Source organism: Bradyrhizobium sp. USDA 4486 (assembly GCF_054057995.1).
This window is the reverse complement of record NZ_JBSRZV010000001.1, coordinates 1173153-1193106: the sequence shown is the minus strand read 5'-3', so window position 1 is coordinate 1193106 and position 19954 is coordinate 1173153. Positions and strand designations below refer to the sequence as shown.

Here is a 19954-nt window from a genome sequence, read left to right as displayed (position 1 = left end):
ATGTCCGGCACCAGGGTTCTCCTCGTCGAAGACGAAGCGTTAGTTGCGCTCATGGTCGAAGACATGCTCGACGAATTGGGATTGAAGGTGGTTGCCTCCGCAGCCCATGTGAAAAAGGCATGCGAGCTTGCAACTACCGCGTCTTTCGATCTGGCACTCCTTGACGTCAATCTGGCTGGAGAGCAGGTTTTCCCTGTAGCGCGCATATTGCGCGAGCGAAGAATCCCATTCCTGTTCAGCACGGGCTATGGCGCTCCACGTTTGGAGGAGGAGTTCAGAGATGCGCCCGCGATCGGTAAACCCTTTTCTGTAGACCAGTTGAACGAAAAGTTGCGGGCGCTGCTGTCCGCAGGTGACCAGACGTTGTACGATAGTGGCGGCGACCGCCGCTCGTGACCCGTGACCCTTAGCAGACTTCGTCTTGGCAGGAGCTGGACGAGGCCTGATGTGTCGGCCTGCAGCTCAGGGTCCTGATTTTCCCCGCATCATTAAAGTCCAAGACCGCGTGCACCACGTTTTCCCCGCTGACGTACGAGATCATCGCGCCACCGTGCGAGGGCTGAAGATCGTCCAGCTCGGCAGCTGGGTGTTCCTGCAGATGGATAGTCCAGTAGCCTCGCAGGTGTTCTCTGCCGGAGATCGCCAATTGGTCACAATCGCAGTAGACCATGGCATCTTCGGCGTACATTTCGAGCAGCGCTTCGATATCGCCTGCGCGGTAGGCATCGAGCCAGTCGACGGCGGCGGCCATCGGGTCAAAAGACATACGAGCGTCTCCTCCGCGAGAAACAGAGATTGGCCGGGGTATCCAGCTGATTCTCTGCGCCAGTCGATTGGCGAAGTCTTTGATTTTCACTCGGCCAAGCCCATATACCGAATGCCATAAGGCGCATACTTATCCGCTGGCTGTGATGCCCGTGTCGGACGCTGTGACCGGTCTCCATGTGGCCCCATGGCTGCCACGCCCCAGGGCCTAGGATATGTAGGCTGTCAGGGATAGACCCGACCTAACTTAAACAGGGCGAAACCGTCGCGATTGACCGATGTCGACTTTTCGATGATCGCGCGCGTTCCGGCATAGGAACAAATGCTGCGCTTGGCCAGTTAGACGGCCCATGGAGGGCGCGCGCAATGAAGCTGTTGGTCGAATATCTAGAGCGAGCTGTTCAGCTTGAACGATTGGCAGCAAGCGAACGCGATCTGATGTTCAGAGAGCAACTGCTTACACAGGCGCAAGCCTATCGCAAGCTTGCCGCCAAACGAGCGAAAGATTATGGCCTTCCTGCACCAAGCCCGTCAGAAATAGCGCGTCTATCCTCCGCTAACTGAGGGCGGGCGCGGTCTGTTGTCTTTTCAAACTAGGCCAGCAATCGAGCGATGCAGCGTTCAAGCTGCTCGAAAGGCTTTTGCAGCCGCGGCCGTTCGCGAAATTGTTCTGGCGCTCCGTCCGCGCCAAAGCCGCTTGCGAATGCGAACGGGATATTTCGATTTGCGAGAGCCTTCGCCACAGGCTCAATGCTGTCACGCCCTAGCATTACACCTAGCACAGTCACGTCAAAGACCGCGTTGTTGGCGTGCTCCAACGCCGAAGGCAAATCACCAGTTTCGGCCGCGACGGTATGGCCAAGATCCGTCACCATGTCGGCCACCATCATGCGGATGAGTACTTCATCCTCCACCAAAAACACCGAAGCCATTGGCTACCCCTCAACTACTACCGAGTGACATTCCTTGCGCTCGCGAGAGTGCGAAGATCCACGCTGCTAAGCCGGCCCGAAGGCTTTGGCCTTTCTCCGTGCAGCGGTTCTCCAGTCTTGTCCAATCGCGCCTCGTACAGAAACTGAAGTCGTGGCGGCCCCAGCATCGGGCCGGGGGGCATGATGATGCTCGGGCCTCCGGACAGGCTCTTGCCTCGTGGGACTGAGGCCGTCACCGGCAACACAAGCGGATGTTGGCCCCTGGGTTCCTTGGATTGCTCTGCATTCCCAGAAGTGTGGCCAAATCCACACACGACGAGTGGTGAAGAAAGCTTGGGGCTATGGCCACGGCCGCCACGCCAGGGAGCTGGCGCACAAATAACTACGGCTCCAGGTTGGGCAACACTGGAGCCGCCATTTCCTCTTCTGGCCACGGGTTGGGGACGCGGGGGCCAGAAGCGCACGGTAAACGCATCGCCCGAAAGGTTGGTTCCTACCCACGACCAGTAGGAAAGCAAAGGCCCGTCTAGGCCGCCAATTGAGGCGACCACAACACACGCGTCGTTCCGATAGCTGCTCTTCAGGTTGTGCGCTGCAAGCAAAAAAACGGCCCCAGCACATCCGCGGGAGCCGTTGGAAGCCTCGACGGTAATGGGGGGCGCCGCCCAGGTAGCTAAAGTCTAGGAAGATTCGGCCATCCGGTCTGTATCCCTTTGGACATAAGCAGCGCTCTGATCGCGCTCTCTGACCACATGCTTAGCTTCTCCACACTCCTGACAGTAAGGCGATCACTCTTGCTGTCCGCCTGCCAGGTGGATTCACATTTGTTGTCGCGGGAACTGGAGGTGCCGGGAAGATTCGGCATACCGGGGCTGGTTGAATAGTTCACCTAGATCGTTTCGCCCGGTTCATTTGACCTTGCGCGGGCCGCAGCGATGGACTTCGCTGCGGCCTTTCGTGATCACCGCCAAAGTCCCGGAGTTTGTCGCGGGCATCAGGTATGCAGTCGAGCACGGCTGGCTCGAGCTGCACGGGACCTATGTGCGGCTACTGACAAATCGAGAGCCGCCAACTAAGCGGGCTAGTTCATCTTGCGGCGCAGCCTCTGGATGATCTCTCGGAGGTCGGCGGCGTACTCCTCAATGATGCGCCGCGCCTCGTCCAGCCGGGACGGCTTGGCTTCCTTACCCTCAATCTGTTTGTCGGGGTCGGGCATGGCTCGATGGTCCGCGGCGGACGCACGCGCCGCTTGAGATAAATCAAGTCTCCGCTGCATGGGGAACGGCTCGTGGGCTTGCGACTTAGGAACGTGTCTGGCTTAGGCAACTTGAGCGCTTCAGCCGCTTGCGCCGTCATTTATCGAATGCGAGCGCACTCTTCTGCGATTCGGAAGCCAGTCCGTGTATTTGCTCGTGAGTAGCCATGACGGCGCTCCCTTCGCTTTGCAGGCGGGAGCGCTCTCGGTCTCTCAGCCAACGACGCCTCCGGCAGAGGCTTGGCCGGTGATGGAAGGTAAACTACCCCGAATTGCTTTGGTTCAGAACTGAACTTATTGCTCAGGCCAGTGGCGATCCAACCAATCCGCCAAGACCTTGTATTCGCGAGCCATTTCCAACAGCTCCAGCTTGGCCGCCGGGGTAGTTGAGACGGCCGCCTGATGGCGGCAGAGGGCCTCAAGCGACCGATATGACTCGGATCGAGGATGCATCAGGAGCACCGTGGCCCTCGATGCGGTTCGCGTCCATCACTTGTGTTACAAAGTGTACATTCGACAATGTGTGCAAGATCCCTCGGCCTTAGTCATTCTCGGCCTTTACTTGCTCGATCGCTCTTTCGAGCTCTGTAGCGAGGAACTTGTAGTGAGAGACCACCCGCTCGAACGCCGCTCGCTTGATCTGCGACTTGGCCGTATCTCTCAACTGCTCGCATTTTACGATCTGCTCGCGCAACGTGGCGAGGTGTTCGAGCATGTCCTTCATGGCGCGTTCCCCTCAGGAACTAGCTTAGGGCCAATCAGGACGCTGGCAAATCAATTCAACACTCGGAATCGAATGGGGACGGCGGCGCTTAATGCTCGCGAGAGGTCCGCCTTTGTGCTTTCTCCGCCATCGCCATCCACTCTTCAGCCAGCTTTAGCCATGCCTGCTTGTCGGCAGTGCGAGTGGCTTTCTCTGCCTCATCAAAGCAAGCCTTCGCTTCGCGGAGGTATCTGGCAGTGATGTCTTCCATGGGCGCAAAATGCATAGGCGGGCCAAAAGTGCCCACAAAAAAGCCGCAGGCTCTGCTCTGGAACAGGCCCGCGGCGCGCGCCACGCCAATGGGGGCAAAGACGCGACACGACATACGCTAACACGAATGCGAAGCGCGCCGCTTCCTAACTATTGCCATGGCGGATTCACATTTGTGATCGCGGGAACTAACGACGCCGGGAAGATTCGGCAAACCGGGGCTGGCTCCATAGTTCACGTAGATCGTTTCACCCGGTTCTTTGACCTTGCGCGGGCCGCAGCGATGGACTTCGCTGCGGCCTTGGTTGTCGAGCACCCTGCTTCGAGCTGCGCGAGAGCGGAAGTTACGTGAGGCTGCTGAGGCCAGGGCAAGCTCGCTCGAATAACTAACCTGCTGCACATCCTTGGCTGCGAAGGCGTCGCGCCCGACTTCGTCCTGCCTTTGCTGGCCAATGCTCGCCACCAGTGGCCTCTGAGCCGCCGGTATCGAATACTTCGCAACGCAAGCAGCGCGGACATTGAAACTGGACTAGCCGGTAGAAGCCTGACACAGGACCAGAGACTGCCATCGGCCAAGCCCCGCACTGCGGACAGGACGGCAAGATGCAATCGGAGAACGACATCGCGCGGCTCGTTTCATGCCCCCGCTCGCACGAACCGGCTTCTTTTGCACAAGTTCCTGATTGCGGCTCAGAGCAGCGCTACCGAGGAACGACGTCGCTTCCGGACACTTTTGCAGGAATGTCGAATGTCTCGCCGGGAATGCTTAGGCCGCTGCGGCTCGCGCTGCTCTATAGGCATCTGGTCGCGCGAGGTAAGTGGCTCTACCATCCGGGCGGGGCGTACCCAGTCTGCAGCTTGTTCTTGGCGCAGCAGATGATCGAGGCCGGTTTGCTTATAAAGGTCGGGTTGCGGTACGAGCTGAGCCTCGAAGGCAGAAGGTTCGCAGCCTGACGAACGAATATATCGCAATCGTTTACTGCCTGTTGAGACGATCCCTGTCGATGGCGGCGCGCGCCATTCGAAGATCGCGACAATGATCGCAACGAGAGCGCCACCAACGAGCGTCAAGATGAGAAGCCTTTCCAGCCGAAGCATTCGCGTCGCCCGCCCCGCCTTTCACGCCGCGAAAGTTAAATTGGACAGTTGTTCCACAAGCGGCGAGGCGGACGTGTCCATTTTTTTCACTTGGTTTAATGCAGAGCTCGAGCAGCATGTGCACCCTTGGCATGCTGCCGCGGCGGATCTCTCCGGCAGACATCGGCCCTAGCCGTTTGGACCCTCCAGACCAAGACGCAGCCGGGCCTATCTGCTCACGCTCGCCGCCGGACTGGCGGAGCGACCCCATGGCCGTGTCCTCCCATAACCCTGGCGGCCCGGGGTCGCTTCCGACCTTCTTGGAAGGCATACGCGCAGTGATTCGCCTTCTCCCTGCGCGCCTCCTAGTTTGGACTCTGGGCACTGGAGTTTTGCGTATGGCCTTCCCTTCCATCGTTCCGAATGATCGCCTCGACAAGGACTTTTACCTTGTGCTGGAGGAGTTCCGGGACGGGGCTGTGTTTCGTGAGACTGACGAGGGCATCGACCGCGCGGCCTTGATCGAAGACCTGCTTGCCGGTCAATACAGTCAGGTACTACGTATCGTCACTTTCAACCCGGTTGAGGGCTGGTCACGAGATGCATCTGAAGACATCGCCGGAGAGATCGAGCGGCGAATGGCCGCCGAAGGTCGAGATATCTCCGACGGCTTAAATGATTTCGTCGAGAGCCAGCTCGGCCGACGTATCGGCGTGCAGCTGGCTCTGCCGCTGAGGATCGATAGCCATGTCTGACAAAGGAAAGCCCGTCGGGGCTCGACCACCGCAACGCGAAGCTGATCACTACGTCCTCTGCACGATCTGTGGTCAGATATTCGACATGCGCGAGCTTGACCACTGCTTGATCATCTGCACGGCCAGGAGATCGAGGAAGAGCCGACGAAGCATTAGAGGAGAACGAAAGTGGCGTGCGTACGTTGCGCCGATACCCACTGGGTTTGCGAGAACCATCGCGACCGGCCTTGGGAAGGACCTTTGGCTTGCGGTTGTGGAGCAGCCGGCGCTCCCTGCCCATCTGCAACGGCGCCGACCCGAACGACCTGCCGTTGTTGCCGGAGGATTTCGAAACAAGTTTCACGACGACCGAGATCATGAGGCCGCTTCTTCGAAACAAGTCTCGCGTAAAACGACCGCGTGACCCGAATTAACCCCTCTTGGCCCGCCGGCCTTTTGGCCGTTTTCTTCTTCTCGACGCAGAAACCTTTGAACAACGGACGAGGCGCGTTACCGGCGCTGCCCGACGATTGTCTCTCTGGCTCGGCATGTTCGGCGCTCTGCACGCCGCCATCCCCGCCCCATCGGGCGGAGCATTACGGCGACTGCCAGCACGAAAGCCAATATCGCAATGCGCTGCATACCCTTAAACGCCTGGTCGGGCTGGTTGCCGATCGCCTAGGAACGGAGGGTGGCGTTCACCCATTATCGCCCTATGGAAAACGCCCCCAACGACCGAGACCCCCGCCAGACGCCGACGGATGATCCTCGGCAGCAGACCGACGAGCCCACCCACAGGCAGACCAACAAACCGTGGACGGGCAACCCCGAAAAGGACCAACTTCCGCCGGACCGGCCCGGATCTCGATCTTGAGAAATGGCTGGAGTCCAACACCCACTGAGGCCTGAGTAGCGTGATGTACCAAACGAGAGAGTACCTGGAGTGCGCCGAGAACTGCGCCGAGCTGGCGGAGGAGGCCGAGACCTCCCCCGCCGCGCGCCGCTTCCAGAGGATGGAGGCGGCGTGGCGCGCTTTGGCCGAGGAGCAGCAGTGGCTTAATGGGGAAGTGCCCCCAGTGCCACTCGTACATTCGCCAGTCATAATGAGGAAGGGCCCTGGCGCCTCTTCCCATTTGTTGTTTGACCTTAGCAAGAACAACGGAGCTTCCGGCGGCCAGTGAGCGCGGCGATCGGCGCGCTCGGAGGGTCGGATCGTCAACATGGCCGATTGACAATCAAGCGGCGACTGCCGAAACGGCCCTCGGCCCGGGAGCAGCGGTGGCAAGAGTTTTCCGGGCGCTCCTAGTGGTCCTGACGAAGTTGCCGCTCAATATCGATTGCTTGATCTGCATTGCGTGCTCGCTTGAGCAAGGCGTTGCGCTCGTCGCCGGGAGGCTTTCCATCCGCCCGCTCACGCATGTCCTGTGCAAATTGCTCGAGTCGCGTTTCTAGAGAATCGGTCTGCTTGAATCGCCTGCGCTTCAATCCCATCGCATGTTCCTTCTGCTGATGGGTATTGATTGTACGTCCGCGTGCAGATCACCGCAGGAACATAAGTTATTTCCGGGTTAAACCTTTGGACGAGCTGGCGCGTAGCAGTCCTTCCGAGGTTATGTCGCGATACGCGATTTCAGCAACAAACTTCGGCTCGACCCAAGTGGCTCTGGGTTTCTTGAGTTGCTTACTCAATTTACTCTTCGAGCTGATTACAGTGTCGAGCGCATCCCTGATGCGCGAGGTGGTCCGGCTCCAACCCGTGCCGACCTTGCCCATGTAGCCCAGATCCTTCCCTTCCTTCTTGCCTAGGTAGAGCGCAGCGACACCCGACGGGTCTTTGATGAACCCCACCACGGGGAATTTGCCTTTCTGCAGGGTCTTGATCTTCTGCCAGGCTTCCACCCTCTCCGACCGGTAAGGAGCATCAACTCGCTTGGAGATGATGCCCTCGTACTTCAGCTTGCTCGCGGCCTCGAACAGCGCCTGCCCATCTCCTTCATGATGCTCGCTGTAGAGGATGCGCTCGCCAACAAGCTCGCCCGGATCGCGTGGTCGGTCCTCAACAAGGGACGCGCCTTCGAATGCGTCAAGACGGATGAAACGGCGTCCCGACCTGCCTGATCCTCGCGCCGTGCTCGGGGCCGTCAAGGCGCAGCCTGGCAGCGGTAGCGCCAGACGTCGGGACAGCACGACGGCCCGGCCTTGACGGCCCTTGCGCGCGGCGCACCTTCGCACCCGCGGGCCGGGACGAAGGAACGACCGCCAGGCACGAACAAAGGAACAGGGCGAAGTGAGGAACGATCGATGACGTAACCAACACCCTTACCCGCCGAGGTCTGCGAGAGGATGAGATGACGATGGAGGATCAGTCTTCCCGGCGCATGCGAACACTGGTGACCCAAATGGCCCGTTCGAGGCCTGTCCGCTAATCAGCTCGCATGCGCGCTGATATCCATGATGGCCCGGAGCACCACATGCTCCAAGCAGAGGCCGGATACATTGATGCAAGACCGCATCTGCCAGGTTGACGAAACCTCTTGCAACGCGCGGCCGGACCATACATTGGGGTCAAAACGTGAAGAGATCACCGTGAGCAAATCCGGTCTGCTGTACTCCGCTAGGCCGACCTTAGCGAGACGTGCAGCCACTTCGCCGATAGGCCATTACCGGAAGTGGCCCAGCGCAAATCATTGACTTGGTGGCGATGACAGTTCGGCGAACCTAGCGGCCGCCAACTATGGGAGTCATTGGGCTCTGTGACGCGCTTGGTCGAATGAGCCATCGCCTAGTCAGGCATGGACCACATTGCCCCTTTGAGCCCCTAACACGATTTCAGTCAGACCAATGGCCTGATATTTTGATTCATGCGGAAAAAGTTCTTGGGATCGTATTTGCTCTTCAGCTCGCGAAGACGACGGTAATTCGATCCGTAGGCCGCGGGAGCGGGATCGATGCCTTCGTCTTCCCCGAGATAGTTCACGTATTTGCCAGTCGCAGCGAAGGGCTCCATCTGTGCGTAGGTATCGCGGGTCCAGGCAATACACCGGTCGGTCATCGCAGCGTCCAGCCATTGGGTCAAGATCAGGAAGTTGTAGCCCTCTTGTCGATGCGGGAACGCCGTTTCCTCGACGCCGACGCGCACTGCGGCTCCATGGATGTGCTCGACAAGAAGCTGGCCCATGGGAGTCGGGCAGCGGGCAAAGCAGGCGATCATGGTCCCTATCGCGTCATCGCTGAGCTCTCGCAGGAAGGTGGATTTCCAGTAGTTGAACGCCCCCTTGGGATAGCCTGCGTCCAGCATGCTGTTGAGCTCGCAGTAGTCCATGGGACCGATGCCGTCCAATGCTGGAGTGCCGAATTGCTTGAGCGGACGCACTGCCAATTCACCGGCTGCGAGCGGACCGCAATGACACGTCGCCATCGCCGCCAGTTTCATGCCCGAGCCATCAGGTGCATGCGCCAATGTGGCGACAAGGATCTGCTCATCCGGAAGCGATGATGTGCTTTCGCGGAACCGCGACAGCACGTCGCGGCTGCGATCGAACGGGTGCGCGATCAGACCACCCGTGATGGTGGGCCCTATTGGGTGAAGCTGATATTCTAGCGTGGTGGCGATACCAAAATTGCCGCCGCCACCACGAGCAGCCCAAAACAGGTCCGGTTCGTCCGTTTTGCTGGCGCGCATCAATTCGCCCTGGGCGTTGACCAATTCGAGCGAGGTAAGGTTGTCGAGAGCCAGACCATATTTTCCCATCAGCCAGCCGATACCCCCGCCCAGGGTTAGCCCCATAGGCGTTAAGTTTATTCTTGAGTGTTGGAATCACACGTGATTCCAAGGGGCATGGCAGACGAATCGCTTCTAAATGAGGACTGGACGAGAGTGGTTGCGCAGCTGGGTGGGGCTGAGCAGCTTGAGATAAGCGCGCGCCAGACGAAGGCTTTCGCGCGGCGGCGCCAAATTCCAGACGCGGTGGCGTTGCTTCGGCTGATGCTGGCCTATTGTTTAGGGGAAAGAGGATTGAGATCGACAGCTGCGTGGGCGGCTTCTGTTGGCCTTGCGGACCTCAGCAGCGTGGCGTTGTTCTATCGCCTGCGTCAATGTGGCGATTGGTTTGCAGTGCTGGTGGAGAGCTTGCTCGATGCGGCAGCGCCGAAGGCGAGCCGAGGCCGCCTGATCCGCATCGTCGATGCGACGACAGTACCTCAGGCCGGGCCGACTGCCCGCAGGAGCAGTGAGCTTTGGCGGCTTCATAGTGCATTTGATCTGCCAAGTGAGCGCTTTGGTCACTTCGAGCTAACGGATCAGCAAGAGGGCGAAACGTTTGACCGGATACCAGTAGTCAAGAACGAGATCCGCATTGCTGACCGCGCTTATCTGCAACCTGACCGCATCGCGGCTGTCCGCGCGGCTGGTGCCGACGTTCTGATCCGAGCAGGCTGGAAGAACGCGCGCTGGCTTGATGCCCAAGGCCTTCCATTCGATCTGATGGCCCAATTGCGTGCGGCAAAGGCACGCGGACTGATCGATCGGAGGATTTGGATCAAACGCAAGGACGGGGCGCCTCTGGCTATGCGTCTGGTTGCGGTCAAGAAGCCCACCGGTGCGGCCGCGGCTTCGCGTCGTAAAGCTCGGCGAGACGCACGAGACGAAAACCGCATCATCTCCAAAGGGACTCTGGAAGCCGCGGATTGGGTCATTCTGGTCACGTCGCTCGCACGGGACGAGTTCTCCGCCAAGGATGTGCTTGCACTCTATCGACTGCGATGGCGGATCGAACTTGGCTTCAAGCGACTGAAAAGCCTGATTGGTCTCAAGACACCGCCTGGAACTGATCAGCGTTCGGCGAAGCCCTACCTGCTGGCTCACCTCTTGATTATCCTGCTGCTCGAGCCGCTTGTCCGCGACTTCGAGGACTCTCCCCACTGGAAGCAGGCCGCCTGACGACACCTGGCGGTTGGCGTATCTTGCAACAACTCGTTGCATCCTTGCTGCAAGCAATCATTCCACAACCAACCATCCGCCGCTTGCGCCGCAGTAAGCGAGCGCTCGGGCGGCACCTGCGCGAGCCTCCCCGAAAACGTCAATATCAATCAATGCTTGCGCTACCTTAACGCCTATGGGGTTAGCCCCGCGATGCCCGTGCTCGAAACGACTCCCCCAGTGACCGCCAGACCATGTCGCTGAGTTTCGCGATTAAGCTCTGCCCAGGTCACGCCGCCTTGTGCGCGTGCCCTTCGACGTTCCGGGTCGACCTCAATACTTTTCATCTGCGAGAGATCGATCATCACGCCGCCGTCGATCGTGGCGCGCCCTGCTACATTGTGTCCGCCGCCACGGACCGCCACCTCGAGACCAAGTCGTTGGGTGAGCCTTATCGCATCGGTTACATCGGAGGTATCGCGACATTGCGCGATGAGCGCAGGCCGTTTGTCGACCAGCCCATTGTGGACCTTTCTTGCCTCCTCGTAGCCCGCATCGTCCGGCCGCATAAGTAAGCCACGGAAGGTTTTGCCAAATTCCGCCGCCTCAGCAGCTACCGATCGGACTGTCGTCATGTGCGATGCCTTCGTTGCGCCTCGTCAGTTGTCACACCCTCATTGCGCGAAAGGCAAATTCAAAGAATTTGACTTGAAGATGAATATTATTCATCTAGGCTGGGGCATGACCAAGTTGCCGCCGCTTATCGAACTACGGGCCTTTGAGGCTGCCGCACGCAACCTGAGTTTCAAGAAGGCCGCCTCCGAACTCGGCGTAACGCCTACTGCGATCAGCCACCAAGTGCGCTTGTTGGAGCAATATTGCGGAAAGGCACTATTCCGGCGCAGACCGAGACCCCTGTCGTTGACGGATGCCGGCGCTCGGCTCTTTCCGGTCGTGCGCGATGGTCTAGAGGCGTTCGCCACTGCGCTCGGCACGATCAGGCGCAAAGACGATCAGCAGGCCCTTCGCATCACGACAACGAACGCATTTGCCGCTCGATGGCTCGTGCCGCGCCTGCCGCACTGGAGAAAACAGCGTCCCGATGCACCGCTCGATATCATCGGCACCGACAGTGTTCTTGACTTACCTGCGGGAGATGCGGATGTCGCAATCCGCTATGCCACGTCCCGCCAAGCGCCGCGAGAAGGCATTGCAGAACAGTTTTTGAGCGACACGTATTGGCCGGTGTGCAGCCCTGAATTGCTTTCCGCCAGAGGCCGGCTGAAGAATGTGGCCGATCTTCGAAAGCAAGTCCTCGTTCATTCCTATTGGTTTCCGTCTGACATAGACCCACCTAGCTGGCAGCGATGGCTCTCGGTGGCCAGGCGCAGGTGGCGCAACCTGCCCGATTTCACGGACATGCAACATCTGAGTTTCCGAGAGGAGCTTCACGCCATCGAGGCGGTCGTCGCAGGCCAAGGTGTCGGGATTTTTAGCGATGTGCTCGTGGCGGCCGAGCTCGCGTCCGGCGCGCTTGTAAAGGCGTTTGACCTCAGTTTACCCGGATATCAGTTCTACGTCGTCCGCAGGCCAAGCCATCCCCGCGAAAAGATCATTCGCGCATTCTCGGCCTGGTTGTTATCGGTTCGATAGGCTCGGATCGACACAGCACACCAAGGCGCAGAGGCAGGTCCCCTCAGGGACCCCGAACGGACACGCATAGCAGGAAACAGCTCTATTCGATCGCCTCGGCGGGCGCACAAGTCGGCTACGGCAAACTCGGTCGTGTCCCAAGGAGTGGTGTAGCTGATTAGCGAAGCCGCTCGCGACGCGCGCCCCCACATAGCGCCGTAGCGAGCGAGCGGCTTTGCGGGTGGTCACCGATGATTCGTCGGTAAGGTTTGGGTTGCGACACCAACCTGATTCGAGGAACCACCGATGACCGACGACATGATGAACCTGCGCGCGCTCGTGGAGAAGACCCCTGATGCCGATCTGTTGCGCGAGATGATCGGCTTTGCCGCCCACCGGCTGATGGAGCGGGAGGTCGAGGGCCTGACCGGGGCCGGGTATGGCGAGAAGAGCCAGGAGCGGCAGGTCCAGCGCAACGGCTACCGCGATCGGAGCTGGGAGACGCGTGCCGGCACCGTCGAGCTGCGCATTCCCAAGCTGCGCAAAGGCTCCTACTTCCCGGGCTTTCTCGAGCCGCGACGGATGGCCGAGAAGGCGCTCACTGCCGTGGTGCAGGAGGCTTATGTGCAGGGCGTCTCCACCCGCTCGGTCGACGATCTGGTGCAGGCGATGGGCATGAGCGGCATCTCCAAGAGCCAGGTGTCGCGGCTGTGCGGTGAGATCGACGACAAGGTGAAGGCCTTCCTCAATCGCCCGATCGAGGGTGACTGGCCCTATCTGTGGATCGACGCCACCTATGTGAAAGTGCGCCAGAACGGGCGCATCGTCTCGGTCGCAGTGATCATCGCAGTCGGGGTCAACAGCGACGGCCGGCGCGAGGTGCTCGGCATGGATATTGGTCCGTCCGAAGCCGAGACGTTCTGGACCGCGTTCCTACGCAAGCTCGCCCGCCGCGGCCTGCGCGGGGTCAAGCTGGTCGTCTCCGACGCCCATGAGGGGATCAAGGCCACGGTCGGAAAGGTTCTCAACGCCACCTGGCAACGCTGCCGCGTGCACTTCATGCGCAACGCGCTGGCGCATGCCGGCAAGAGCGGACGGCGCGTCGTCTCCGCCTTCATTGCCACCGCCTTTGCCCAGGACGACGCGGAGGCGGCACGGGCGCAATGGCGGCGCATCGCCGACCAGCTCCGCCCCAAGCTGCCCAAGCTTGCCACCGTCCTCGACGAGGCCGAGACCGACGTGCTCGCCTATATGAGCTTCCCGGCCGCGCACCGCGCCAAGCTGCACTCGACCAATCCGCTCGAAAGGGTCAATGGCGAGATCAAGCGCCGAACCGAAGTGGTCGGCATCTTCCCCAATGAAGACGCCATCGTCCGCCTCATCGGTGCGATCCTGCTCGAGCAGAACGACGAGTGGGCGGTCCAGCGCGGCCGCTACATGACACTGGAAACCATCGCCCCGTTGGGCGATGATCCCGCCGTCAGCTTCCCGGCAATCGCCACCTGACCGATCCGGCCCATGCCGGCGAATGCGGTGACCGCACTCAGCTACACCACGCCCGGGGACACGATCCAGCAGGCAAGTGCTATTCGATCTCCTTTGTCAGCTCGCACCAATATGGACGTGGGCATCTTTCGAATGTCGAGGGCTCGGCTTCAGGGTCACCAAAAGATTGGGACAACAGCCCGAGAGCCAGTGAAAAACTGTCCTTCTTACCGGCAAAGATAGTAGAGGTTGATCCATGTCAGACCTTGGACAAACTCGACGTTCCACGCTTCTCGATGCTGCCTGGCGGACAGCATACCGCGTCGGTTTCCCGCTTGCCCGCATTTGGTGGCGACTGCGACACCAGCAGCATGAAGGGGCACTTGTGGCTGTCTACGTCGGTCAGGCACTGCTGCTGGTGCGCTCGTCGTATAGAGTCGAGTGGAACTTCCCCGGCGGCAGTGTGCGGCAGGGTGAGACGCCTGAAGTAGCAGCTCGCCGCGAGCTGGCAGAAGAGATCGGCCTCGCCGGAGCACTCCCACTGGTCGCCATGGGCGACGCCCGAGGCCTGTGGGAAGGGCGAAACGATAGAGTGCATTTCTTTGAACTACGGCTGGATCGGCTGCCCGAGATACGGCTCGACAACCGCGAGATCATCGACGCACGATTGATATCACCGAGCGAGTTGCGCGGCATGGCGCTAACCGGGCCGGTCGCCGTCTATCTTGGCAGGACGATTGCGCCGGGCTGCCATTCAGAGTGACCGCGCAACGCTACTGCAATGTTCACGATCCTTGAAGGCTGAAAGCTTCCGATCGAGGCGAGCGGATGGCGACCGATGATACGAATGTCATTGGCACGGCTGGGAGCGCGCATCATTGGCATGAGGGGCTGTGTTGTGCGTCACAACAAAGATTGGCCGCCCATGTCTGAATCGGGTCAATCGTGACGGTTTGGCCCGGTTTAAGTCAGGTCCGGTCTACCCCTAACCGCCGACATATCCCGGACGTGGAATGCGGCTGCGATGGGCCACAACCGGACTCATGGGACGCACCCGAACGATCACCGTTAAGGACCAGGAAGGGACGGAAATCAGTATAACTTGTTCCCGCAATCAGTGAGCAGTGAACCCGCCGTCTACAGGCAAGCTGATGCCGATGACGAAACTCGCGGCCGGGCTGCACAGCCAGAGTACCGCCGCGGCGACCTCCTCCGGGCGCCCGAGCCGTCCGATCGACTGCTGCTTCATGACCTCTGCCATGGCATCGGATTGACCTTGCAGCATGTCCGCAACCATCGGAGTGTCGATCGTACCCGGACAAACAGCATTGATCCGGATGCCGCGCGGCGCATATTCCACGCCGGCGCTCTTGGTCATGCCGAGCACCGCATGCTTGGTCCCATGATAGGCCCCCCGCTGCGGCAAGCCGACGAGGCCTCCGAGCGAGGAGCAATTCACGATAGCGCCCGAGCCCTGTTTGCGCATGACCCGGAGTTCATGCTTCATGCAGCTCCAAACGCCCCGCTGGTTGACGGCGACTACGCGATCGAACTGCTCGATAGGCTCGTCAGCGGCATCCGACGGCACCTGAATCCCAGCGTTGTTGAACGCCATATCGAGCCGCCCGTATTCGGCAACCGCCCGATCGACAGCCGCCGCAACCTGCGCTTCGTCGGAGACATCGCACCTCAATCCGAGCGCCGAGGCTCCGCTGCGGACGATCTCGTCCGCGGCTTGTGCGGCTAAGTCGCCGTCCAGATCGCAAAGAACGACGGAAGCACCGCTCTCAGCGAACATCCGCGCGGTTGTCAGCCCCATGCCCTTAGCGGCGCCTGTGACCAGCGCGACCTGGCCGTCGAAATCGTAGCGGGGATTCATCATGCTCTCCTATCGTACAAGCCTAGCGGGCGGAATTTGCGACGGTCATCGGCTCTTCCCGAACACCGGAAACCTGGACGCTTCGCCGTAGTCGCCGTGCTCGATTGCCTTTAGCGTCGCCATGTCCTCGGCGGTTATTTCGAAGTCGACGGCGATGTTGCTGCGCAAATGTTCGGGGCGGGCGGTCTTTGGCAGCGGCAGGAGCCCGAGCTCCAGGCAGTACCGAATGCAGAGCTGCGCGACGGAGACACCATATTTGGCGGCCAGCGCGGCCAGTGTTGAGTTCGTCAGGACGGCGCCGTGAGCGACAGGAGAATAGGCCTCCACCAGCACATTGCGACTGCGGCAGTGATCAATCAGGTCGAACGGCGTGTTGCCGACGTGCGCCAAGATCTGGTTGACCGCGGGCTTCACGGCCGCATTCTCGAGGATGTTGTCCAGATCGACCTGTTCGAAGTTTGAAACGCCGATCGCGCGCAGCTTGCCTGCGGCATGGCCTTCCTCGAGCGCGCGCCAAGCCTCGAGGTTGCCTGCGAAATAGTGCTCGCCCTTGCGGAATTCGGTCCAGGGCTGCGGGCTATGAATGAGCATCAAGTCGATGAACCGCAATGTCGGCGACCGTCTTTCCTTGCGCCGTCCACGCTAGGCACTGACGCTCACGCTGGGTGAGCTCGCCCCCAACACGCTGTCGCGAGGGCAGCGTGGGTTCAAGCCTGGTATCGACGTGGACGTGGAAGTACAGGCCTACCTGGTGAACAACGTCTTTCCAGATACCATCGAGTTGATCGAACTCGGTTTGACAACGGCTGGTCGCCAACGTGAATGCGGCCATGCGCCCGAATGCGCCTCTGATCGGGACGGTGATTCCGGACCGGATTCCAAATGTTGTCGCCTCGTCAAAAAACTGGCGCTGCGCTCGGTTTCCGGCAGCGATGCGCCCCGCACCTCCCCAACAGAACAAATCCCGCTCGGCCCGGGCACGAAGGATCACGGGATCGAGCTGCTGGTAGCCGAGTTGAAAGTAACGGCTGGTCCATGATCTCGGGTAGGACGAGATCAACAGTGGCGCTTCGCCGTCCAGACGCAAATAGGCGAAGCGCTCAAATCCGAGTTTCTGGGTCAGCCGTGTCGCGATCCGCTCAAAGGCACGTGCATCGTCTGCTGTCTGAATTGCATCCACGAACTCCTGAAATGTGCTCTCCATGGGAAACATTCTATGTGAACCGTTCCGGAAAAGGCCTCGCGCCACGCTGAGCGAGATTTCCGGGGCACTCGCGCACATGCGTTTGGGTCTGTGTCGATGCAGGAACACTCGACGACCAGGGAAGCTCGCTAGCTATTCACGACTGATCAAGCGACCAGGCTCGCATTTTGGGCTTTCAGCGCATCTGTCCCTTGGGAGATCAAGCATCAGAACAAGTAAGCCAACCAGAATGGAGCCAAGTGCAAGGACAAGTTGCCACGGCTCTATTTCCGCTCGGAAGACTTCCGTTTGCGGGGCCAACATGAGTTCCGGGTCGGGGCGCGTTACTGCGCGATCTCCTTCAGCCTGCTGCATGGCGCATTAGTTTTTCCACCTTATCATCCAGCGAGCGCGCAATAGCGAGGCCTTCGGCGTTGCCATACGGAGCGAGAACACTCTCCACTTTATCGTAGCTGAAGTTCACCCCATCTGGTCTTTCGTCCACGAGCACGGAGACTGGCGCATAGCTCCCGGCATCGGGCACATGTTTCACCATCTCCTTCATGACCAAGGGGTTGCCGATGATGAAACGCACGGCCTTCACGTCCCTACCGCTTTCCCTGCGCAGCACCGCACCAAGATCCAGCTTCATGAACAACATCAGGCCGAGATCGCTAACGCTCCGGTCCACCAGAGCCTTGAGTTCAGCATAGTTAGCCGCCTCTCTCACCGATTTGCTGAACTCTCTCATATCGGGTCGCCCAACCGCGGCCTCCACAGCCGAGATTGCAGCTTCAAATGATTTAGAGGAAACGATCGTCAGGCGTTCTATTTCGATCTTCCGTACCGCCATTGTCGCTTTTTCCCAAGAGCTGTGATGAATTCGGCCTACGCTGTCTGACTTCATTCCGGAGCGCTTCATTTTTTGATAGCATCAACGGGCGCGACGTCCTTGGCGTGCACCCGTGAGACGAACCGATCCGATAGGCCCTCAAGTCTCAGAGAATTTGACGTCTGAGATATCGATCGAGACGCCAAGACCATTCGCCATGGGCGTGTTATCCTCGTTCCTACGGTAGGCGCGACGTTTGGTCGGAATCTTGATGCCGTCAAACTCGCGGTAGTCTGACATGTAATGGGCGGTCGGCACTCCTCCCGTCACGTCGGCGAAATAGTCCATTCTCGTAATGAGTCCTTCACTGCCGACGTGGAATACTTGAACCGACGAATGCGTCGGGACCGATGCTGGAAAGCTCACCTTGAGGCGCCGCCATAACTCCCCATTCTCATTCCACGGCTCAATCTCTTCAGTGACGAATCCCGGAAGAGCGAACATGAAAGGCGTATTCAGATAGTTCCACATGGCGTAGCCGCTGAAATAGGCCAACTGCAGATCATCCCAGGGAGTCGCCGGCGTGTGGCCCTCGAACGAGCTGCGGGGATTCGCTCGCTCTCGCAGTCGAGTGCCGTCGTCGATGCGCTCGATTGCGACGAGATCAGGGCTATAGAAGCTACGGAGGCCCGGGGCCGTGAAGGGGCTGTAACTAAGCTGCTGGTTTGCGATATCGGCCTCTACGTGAACGCCCTTCAGCGCCTCCGGCCAGCCTTTTCGGGCCCACAGAGATCCGACGACCGACATATCTGCGTGGATGCGCCGGTAGCGTTTCCACTGTGCCCCGCCGTGAGTCTCTAACAGGATATCTCTGAGATTTGACATTGGTCCTCCCATGCAACTCGTGTCACTCTAATTATCAGAGTTATAAAAGGCAAGCCACGGCCCTGCCGGTCGCTCGCGAGGACGACTGAAAACCCAGGCATTTCGTTATTCGGTAGTGTGCAACTGCTATTCATTCTTCTTTCTACATTCGGGTCCCTTTCGATCTAAGTTGCCGCCCACTGTCCCTAAGGCGCGCCATGTTCCTGCAATTCTTCACCTCTCTGCGCGATGCGCAGGTCCCCGTGACGCTGCGCGAATACCTCACGCTGATGGAGGCGCTCGACGCCGACCTGTCGGACTATTCGGTCGAGAATTTCTACTACCTGTCGCGCGCTTCGCTGGTGAAGGACGAGCGCAATCTCGACAAGTTCGACCGCGTCTTCGGCACCGTGTTCAAGGGGCTGGAAAGCCTGCTCGACGCCATGGAGAAGGCGGAGATCCCCGAAGAGTGGCTGAAGAAGCTCGCCGAGAAATACCTCTCAGAAGAAGAGAAGAAGCAGATCGAGGCCATGGGCTGGGACAAGCTCATGGAGACCTTGAAGAAGCGCCTCGAGGAGCAGAAGGGCCGCCACCAGGGCGGCTCGAAATGGATCGGCACGGCAGGCACCTCGCCGTTCGGCGCCCACGGCTACAATCCGGAAGGCGTCCGCATCGGCCAGGAGAAGAACCGCAACAACCGCGCCGTGAAGGTGTGGGACAAGCGCGAGTTCAAGGATCTCGACGGCAATGTCGAGCTCGGCATCCGCAACATCAAGGTGGCGCTGCGACGCCTGCGCAAATTCGCCCGCACCGGCGCGCCCGACGAGCTCGATCTCGACACCACCATCCGCGAGACCGCCAATCACGGTTATCTCGACGTGCACATGCGCCCCGAGCGGCGCAATGCGGTGAAGCTGCTGGTGTTCTTCGACATCGGCGGCTCCATGGACGCGCATATCGAGCAGGTCGAGGAGCTGTTCTCGGCGGCCAAGAGCGAATTCAAGCACATGGAGTATTTCTACTTCCACAACTGTCTCTATGAGGGCGTGTGGAAGCAGAACAAGCGCCGCTTCACTGACCGCACGCCGACCTGGGACGTGCTGCACAAATACCCGCACGACTACAAGGTCGTGTTCGTCGGCGACGCCTCGATGTCGCCTTACGAGATCATGGTGCCCGGCGGCTCGGTCGAGCACGTCAACGAGGAGCCCGGCTCGGTCTGGCTCGACCGCATCATCCGCACCTATCCGCACACGGTGTGGCTGAACCCGGTGCAGCAGAAGCACTGGGACTATTCGGAATCCACCACCATCATCAAGCGCATCTTCGCCAATCGGATGTATCCGATCACGATCGAGGGGCTGGAGAATGCGATGAAGGAGCTGGCTCACTGATGGCGGATCAAGCAACCTCCAATCTAAGATG

Annotated in this window: 23 protein-coding genes; 8 read left to right on the top strand and 15 right to left on the bottom strand. The window is 59.7% G+C overall.

Going from position 1 to position 19954, the window contains the following annotated elements; all coding sequences use genetic code 11:
- Positions 1-396 (top strand): response regulator, encoded by a 396-nt coding sequence (locus ACVWY3_RS05740; protein WP_456837589.1) that lies wholly within the window; start codon positions 1-3, stop codon positions 394-396.
- 10 nt (positions 397-406) lie between these two features.
- Here the strand turns inward: ACVWY3_RS05740 and ACVWY3_RS05735 are convergent, their stop codons facing one another.
- Positions 407-766, bottom strand: a complete 360-nt coding sequence (locus ACVWY3_RS05735; RefSeq protein ID WP_456837588.1) for a nuclear transport factor 2 family protein — start codon at positions 764-766, stop codon at positions 407-409.
- Positions 767-1131: 365 nt separating this feature from the next.
- Here ACVWY3_RS05735 and ACVWY3_RS05730 point away from each other — a divergent pair, with 365 nt between their 5' ends.
- A complete protein-coding gene (locus tag ACVWY3_RS05730; RefSeq protein WP_456837587.1) occupies positions 1132-1329 on the top strand; it encodes a hypothetical protein in 198 nt (65 codons plus the stop codon).
- Positions 1330-1358: 29 nt separating this feature from the next.
- Here the strand turns inward: ACVWY3_RS05730 and ACVWY3_RS05725 are convergent, their stop codons facing one another.
- The 5 genes from ACVWY3_RS05725 to ACVWY3_RS05705 form a co-directional block, all read right to left on the bottom strand.
- Entirely contained in the window at positions 1359-1697 is a 339-nt protein-coding gene (locus tag ACVWY3_RS05725) for a response regulator (protein ID WP_456837586.1), read from the bottom strand.
- 1081 nt (positions 1698-2778) lie between these two features.
- The gene (locus tag ACVWY3_RS05720; protein ID WP_456837585.1) at positions 2779-2913 is read right to left on the bottom strand and encodes a hypothetical protein; all 135 of its coding nucleotides are present in this window, start codon (positions 2911-2913) and stop codon (positions 2779-2781) included.
- 580 nt (positions 2914-3493) lie between these two features.
- On the bottom strand, positions 3494-3676 hold the full coding sequence (locus ACVWY3_RS05715) for a hypothetical protein (protein WP_456837584.1): 183 nt from the start codon (positions 3674-3676) through the stop codon (positions 3494-3496).
- Positions 3677-3764: 88 nt separating this feature from the next.
- The gene (locus ACVWY3_RS05710) at positions 3765-3926 is read right to left on the bottom strand and encodes a hypothetical protein (RefSeq protein WP_456837583.1); all 162 of its coding nucleotides are present in this window, start codon (positions 3924-3926) and stop codon (positions 3765-3767) included.
- Positions 3927-4615: 689 nt separating this feature from the next.
- Positions 4616-5023 (bottom strand): hypothetical protein, encoded by a 408-nt coding sequence (locus tag ACVWY3_RS05705; RefSeq protein ID WP_456837582.1) that lies wholly within the window; start codon positions 5021-5023, stop codon positions 4616-4618.
- Positions 5024-5400: 377 nt separating this feature from the next.
- Here ACVWY3_RS05705 and ACVWY3_RS05700 point away from each other — a divergent pair, with 377 nt between their 5' ends.
- Complete coding sequence (locus ACVWY3_RS05700) at positions 5401-5757, top strand: hypothetical protein (RefSeq protein WP_456837581.1); 357 nt, start codon at positions 5401-5403, stop codon at positions 5755-5757.
- Positions 5758-7038: 1281 nt separating this feature from the next.
- Here ACVWY3_RS05700 and ACVWY3_RS05695 read toward each other — a convergent pair.
- The 3 genes from ACVWY3_RS05695 to ACVWY3_RS05685 all read right to left on the bottom strand — a co-directional run bounded on the left by ACVWY3_RS05695 (position 7039) and on the right by ACVWY3_RS05685 (position 9523).
- On the bottom strand, positions 7039-7227 hold the full coding sequence (locus ACVWY3_RS05695) for a hypothetical protein (RefSeq protein WP_456837580.1): 189 nt from the start codon (positions 7225-7227) through the stop codon (positions 7039-7041).
- A gap of 66 nt (positions 7228-7293) precedes the next feature.
- Positions 7294-7584: an ATP dependent DNA ligase gene (locus tag ACVWY3_RS05690; protein ID WP_456843298.1), complete on the bottom strand. Its 291-nt coding sequence runs from the start codon at positions 7582-7584 to the stop codon at positions 7294-7296.
- A gap of 985 nt (positions 7585-8569) precedes the next feature.
- The gene (locus ACVWY3_RS05685; protein WP_456837579.1) at positions 8570-9523 is read right to left on the bottom strand and encodes an FAD-binding oxidoreductase; all 954 of its coding nucleotides are present in this window, start codon (positions 9521-9523) and stop codon (positions 8570-8572) included.
- Between the two features lie 51 nt (positions 9524-9574).
- Here ACVWY3_RS05685 and ACVWY3_RS05680 point away from each other — a divergent pair, with 51 nt between their 5' ends.
- Complete coding sequence (locus tag ACVWY3_RS05680; RefSeq protein WP_456836948.1) at positions 9575-10675, top strand: IS4 family transposase; 1101 nt, start codon at positions 9575-9577, stop codon at positions 10673-10675.
- A gap of 173 nt (positions 10676-10848) precedes the next feature.
- Here ACVWY3_RS05680 and ACVWY3_RS05675 read toward each other — a convergent pair whose 3' ends face one another.
- The gene (locus tag ACVWY3_RS05675) at positions 10849-11289 is read right to left on the bottom strand and encodes an FAD-binding oxidoreductase (protein WP_456837578.1); all 441 of its coding nucleotides are present in this window, start codon (positions 11287-11289) and stop codon (positions 10849-10851) included.
- On the opposite strand from ACVWY3_RS05675, the gene ACVWY3_RS05670 reads away from it, so the two are divergent.
- The 3 genes from ACVWY3_RS05670 to ACVWY3_RS05660 all read left to right on the top strand — a co-directional run bounded on the left by ACVWY3_RS05670 (position 11288) and on the right by ACVWY3_RS05660 (position 14534).
- Positions 11288-12307, top strand: coding sequence for a LysR substrate-binding domain-containing protein (locus ACVWY3_RS05670; RefSeq protein ID WP_456837577.1), 1020 nt, complete (start codon positions 11288-11290; stop codon positions 12305-12307). The genes ACVWY3_RS05675 and ACVWY3_RS05670 overlap by 2 nt on opposite strands.
- 285 nt (positions 12308-12592) lie before the next feature.
- Positions 12593-13792, top strand: a complete 1200-nt coding sequence (locus ACVWY3_RS05665) for an IS256 family transposase (protein WP_456837576.1) — start codon at positions 12593-12595, stop codon at positions 13790-13792.
- A 235-nt stretch (positions 13793-14027) separates the two neighbouring features.
- Positions 14028-14534 (top strand): NUDIX domain-containing protein, encoded by a 507-nt coding sequence (locus tag ACVWY3_RS05660; RefSeq protein ID WP_456837575.1) that lies wholly within the window; start codon positions 14028-14030, stop codon positions 14532-14534.
- A gap of 351 nt (positions 14535-14885) precedes the next feature.
- Here ACVWY3_RS05660 and ACVWY3_RS05655 read toward each other — a convergent pair whose 3' ends face one another.
- The 5 genes from ACVWY3_RS05655 to ACVWY3_RS05635 all read right to left on the bottom strand — a co-directional run bounded on the left by ACVWY3_RS05655 (position 14886) and on the right by ACVWY3_RS05635 (position 18550).
- Positions 14886-15650: an SDR family NAD(P)-dependent oxidoreductase gene (locus tag ACVWY3_RS05655; protein ID WP_456837574.1), complete on the bottom strand. Its 765-nt coding sequence runs from the start codon at positions 15648-15650 to the stop codon at positions 14886-14888.
- Between the two features lie 45 nt (positions 15651-15695).
- Positions 15696-16241: an aldo/keto reductase gene (locus ACVWY3_RS05650; RefSeq protein ID WP_456837573.1), complete on the bottom strand. Its 546-nt coding sequence runs from the start codon at positions 16239-16241 to the stop codon at positions 15696-15698.
- Positions 16228-16854: an autoinducer binding domain-containing protein gene (locus ACVWY3_RS05645; RefSeq protein WP_456837572.1), complete on the bottom strand. Its 627-nt coding sequence runs from the start codon at positions 16852-16854 to the stop codon at positions 16228-16230. Before ACVWY3_RS05645 ends, ACVWY3_RS05650 begins: the two co-directional genes overlap by 14 nt.
- Before the next feature lie 340 nt (positions 16855-17194).
- On the bottom strand, positions 17195-17686 hold the full coding sequence (locus tag ACVWY3_RS05640) for a DUF302 domain-containing protein (RefSeq protein WP_456837571.1): 492 nt from the start codon (positions 17684-17686) through the stop codon (positions 17195-17197).
- Between the two features lie 138 nt (positions 17687-17824).
- The gene (locus ACVWY3_RS05635; protein ID WP_456837570.1) at positions 17825-18550 is read right to left on the bottom strand and encodes a hypothetical protein; all 726 of its coding nucleotides are present in this window, start codon (positions 18548-18550) and stop codon (positions 17825-17827) included.
- Positions 18551-18747: 197 nt separating this feature from the next.
- Between ACVWY3_RS05635 and ACVWY3_RS05630 the strand changes: the two genes are divergently transcribed.
- Positions 18748-19923 (top strand): vWA domain-containing protein, encoded by a 1176-nt coding sequence (locus ACVWY3_RS05630; protein WP_456837569.1) that lies wholly within the window; start codon positions 18748-18750, stop codon positions 19921-19923.
- The last annotated feature ends 31 nt before the right edge of the window (positions 19924-19954 follow it).

Bases quoted from the DNA above. Each gene is read 5' to 3' on its own strand.
- ACVWY3_RS05665 (WP_456837576.1), top strand. From the start codon at position 12,593: ATGACCGACGACATGATGAACCTGCGCGCGCTCGTGGAGAAGACCCCT.
- ACVWY3_RS05725 (WP_456837586.1), bottom strand. From the start codon at position 1,697: ATGGCTTCGGTGTTTTTGGTGGAGGATGAAGTACTCATCCGCATGATG.
- ACVWY3_RS05655 (WP_456837574.1), bottom strand. From the start codon at position 15,650: ATGAATCCCCGCTACGATTTCGACGGCCAGGTCGCGCTGGTCACAGGC.
- ACVWY3_RS05640 (WP_456837571.1), bottom strand. From the start codon at position 17,686: ATGGCGGTACGGAAGATCGAAATAGAACGCCTGACGATCGTTTCCTCT.
- ACVWY3_RS05715 (WP_456837584.1), bottom strand. From the start codon at position 3,676: ATGAAGGACATGCTCGAACACCTCGCCACGTTGCGCGAGCAGATCGTA.
- ACVWY3_RS05650 (WP_456837573.1), bottom strand. From the start codon at position 16,241: ATGCTCATTCATAGCCCGCAGCCCTGGACCGAATTCCGCAAGGGCGAG.
- ACVWY3_RS05675 (WP_456837578.1), bottom strand. From the start codon at position 11,289: ATGACGACAGTCCGATCGGTAGCTGCTGAGGCGGCGGAATTTGGCAAA.
- ACVWY3_RS05635 (WP_456837570.1), bottom strand. From the start codon at position 18,550: ATGTCAAATCTCAGAGATATCCTGTTAGAGACTCACGGCGGGGCACAG.
- ACVWY3_RS05685 (WP_456837579.1), bottom strand. From the start codon at position 9,523: ATGGGGCTAACCCTGGGCGGGGGTATCGGCTGGCTGATGGGAAAATAT.
- ACVWY3_RS05660 (WP_456837575.1), top strand. From the start codon at position 14,028: ATGTCAGACCTTGGACAAACTCGACGTTCCACGCTTCTCGATGCTGCC.
- ACVWY3_RS05705 (WP_456837582.1), bottom strand. From the start codon at position 5,023: ATGCTTCGGCTGGAAAGGCTTCTCATCTTGACGCTCGTTGGTGGCGCT.
- ACVWY3_RS05740 (WP_456837589.1), top strand. From the start codon at position 1: ATGTCCGGCACCAGGGTTCTCCTCGTCGAAGACGAAGCGTTAGTTGCG.
- ACVWY3_RS05645 (WP_456837572.1), bottom strand. From the start codon at position 16,854: ATGGAGAGCACATTTCAGGAGTTCGTGGATGCAATTCAGACAGCAGAC.
- ACVWY3_RS05630 (WP_456837569.1), top strand. From the start codon at position 18,748: ATGTTCCTGCAATTCTTCACCTCTCTGCGCGATGCGCAGGTCCCCGTG.
- ACVWY3_RS05680 (WP_456836948.1), top strand. From the start codon at position 9,575: ATGGCAGACGAATCGCTTCTAAATGAGGACTGGACGAGAGTGGTTGCG.
- ACVWY3_RS05710 (WP_456837583.1), bottom strand. From the start codon at position 3,926: ATGGAAGACATCACTGCCAGATACCTCCGCGAAGCGAAGGCTTGCTTT.
- ACVWY3_RS05720 (WP_456837585.1), bottom strand. From the start codon at position 2,913: ATGCCCGACCCCGACAAACAGATTGAGGGTAAGGAAGCCAAGCCGTCC.
- ACVWY3_RS05670 (WP_456837577.1), top strand. From the start codon at position 11,288: ATGTGCGATGCCTTCGTTGCGCCTCGTCAGTTGTCACACCCTCATTGC.
- ACVWY3_RS05730 (WP_456837587.1), top strand. From the start codon at position 1,132: ATGAAGCTGTTGGTCGAATATCTAGAGCGAGCTGTTCAGCTTGAACGA.
- ACVWY3_RS05695 (WP_456837580.1), bottom strand. From the start codon at position 7,227: ATGGGATTGAAGCGCAGGCGATTCAAGCAGACCGATTCTCTAGAAACG.
- ACVWY3_RS05700 (WP_456837581.1), top strand. From the start codon at position 5,401: ATGGCCTTCCCTTCCATCGTTCCGAATGATCGCCTCGACAAGGACTTT.
- ACVWY3_RS05735 (WP_456837588.1), bottom strand. From the start codon at position 766: ATGTCTTTTGACCCGATGGCCGCCGCCGTCGACTGGCTCGATGCCTAC.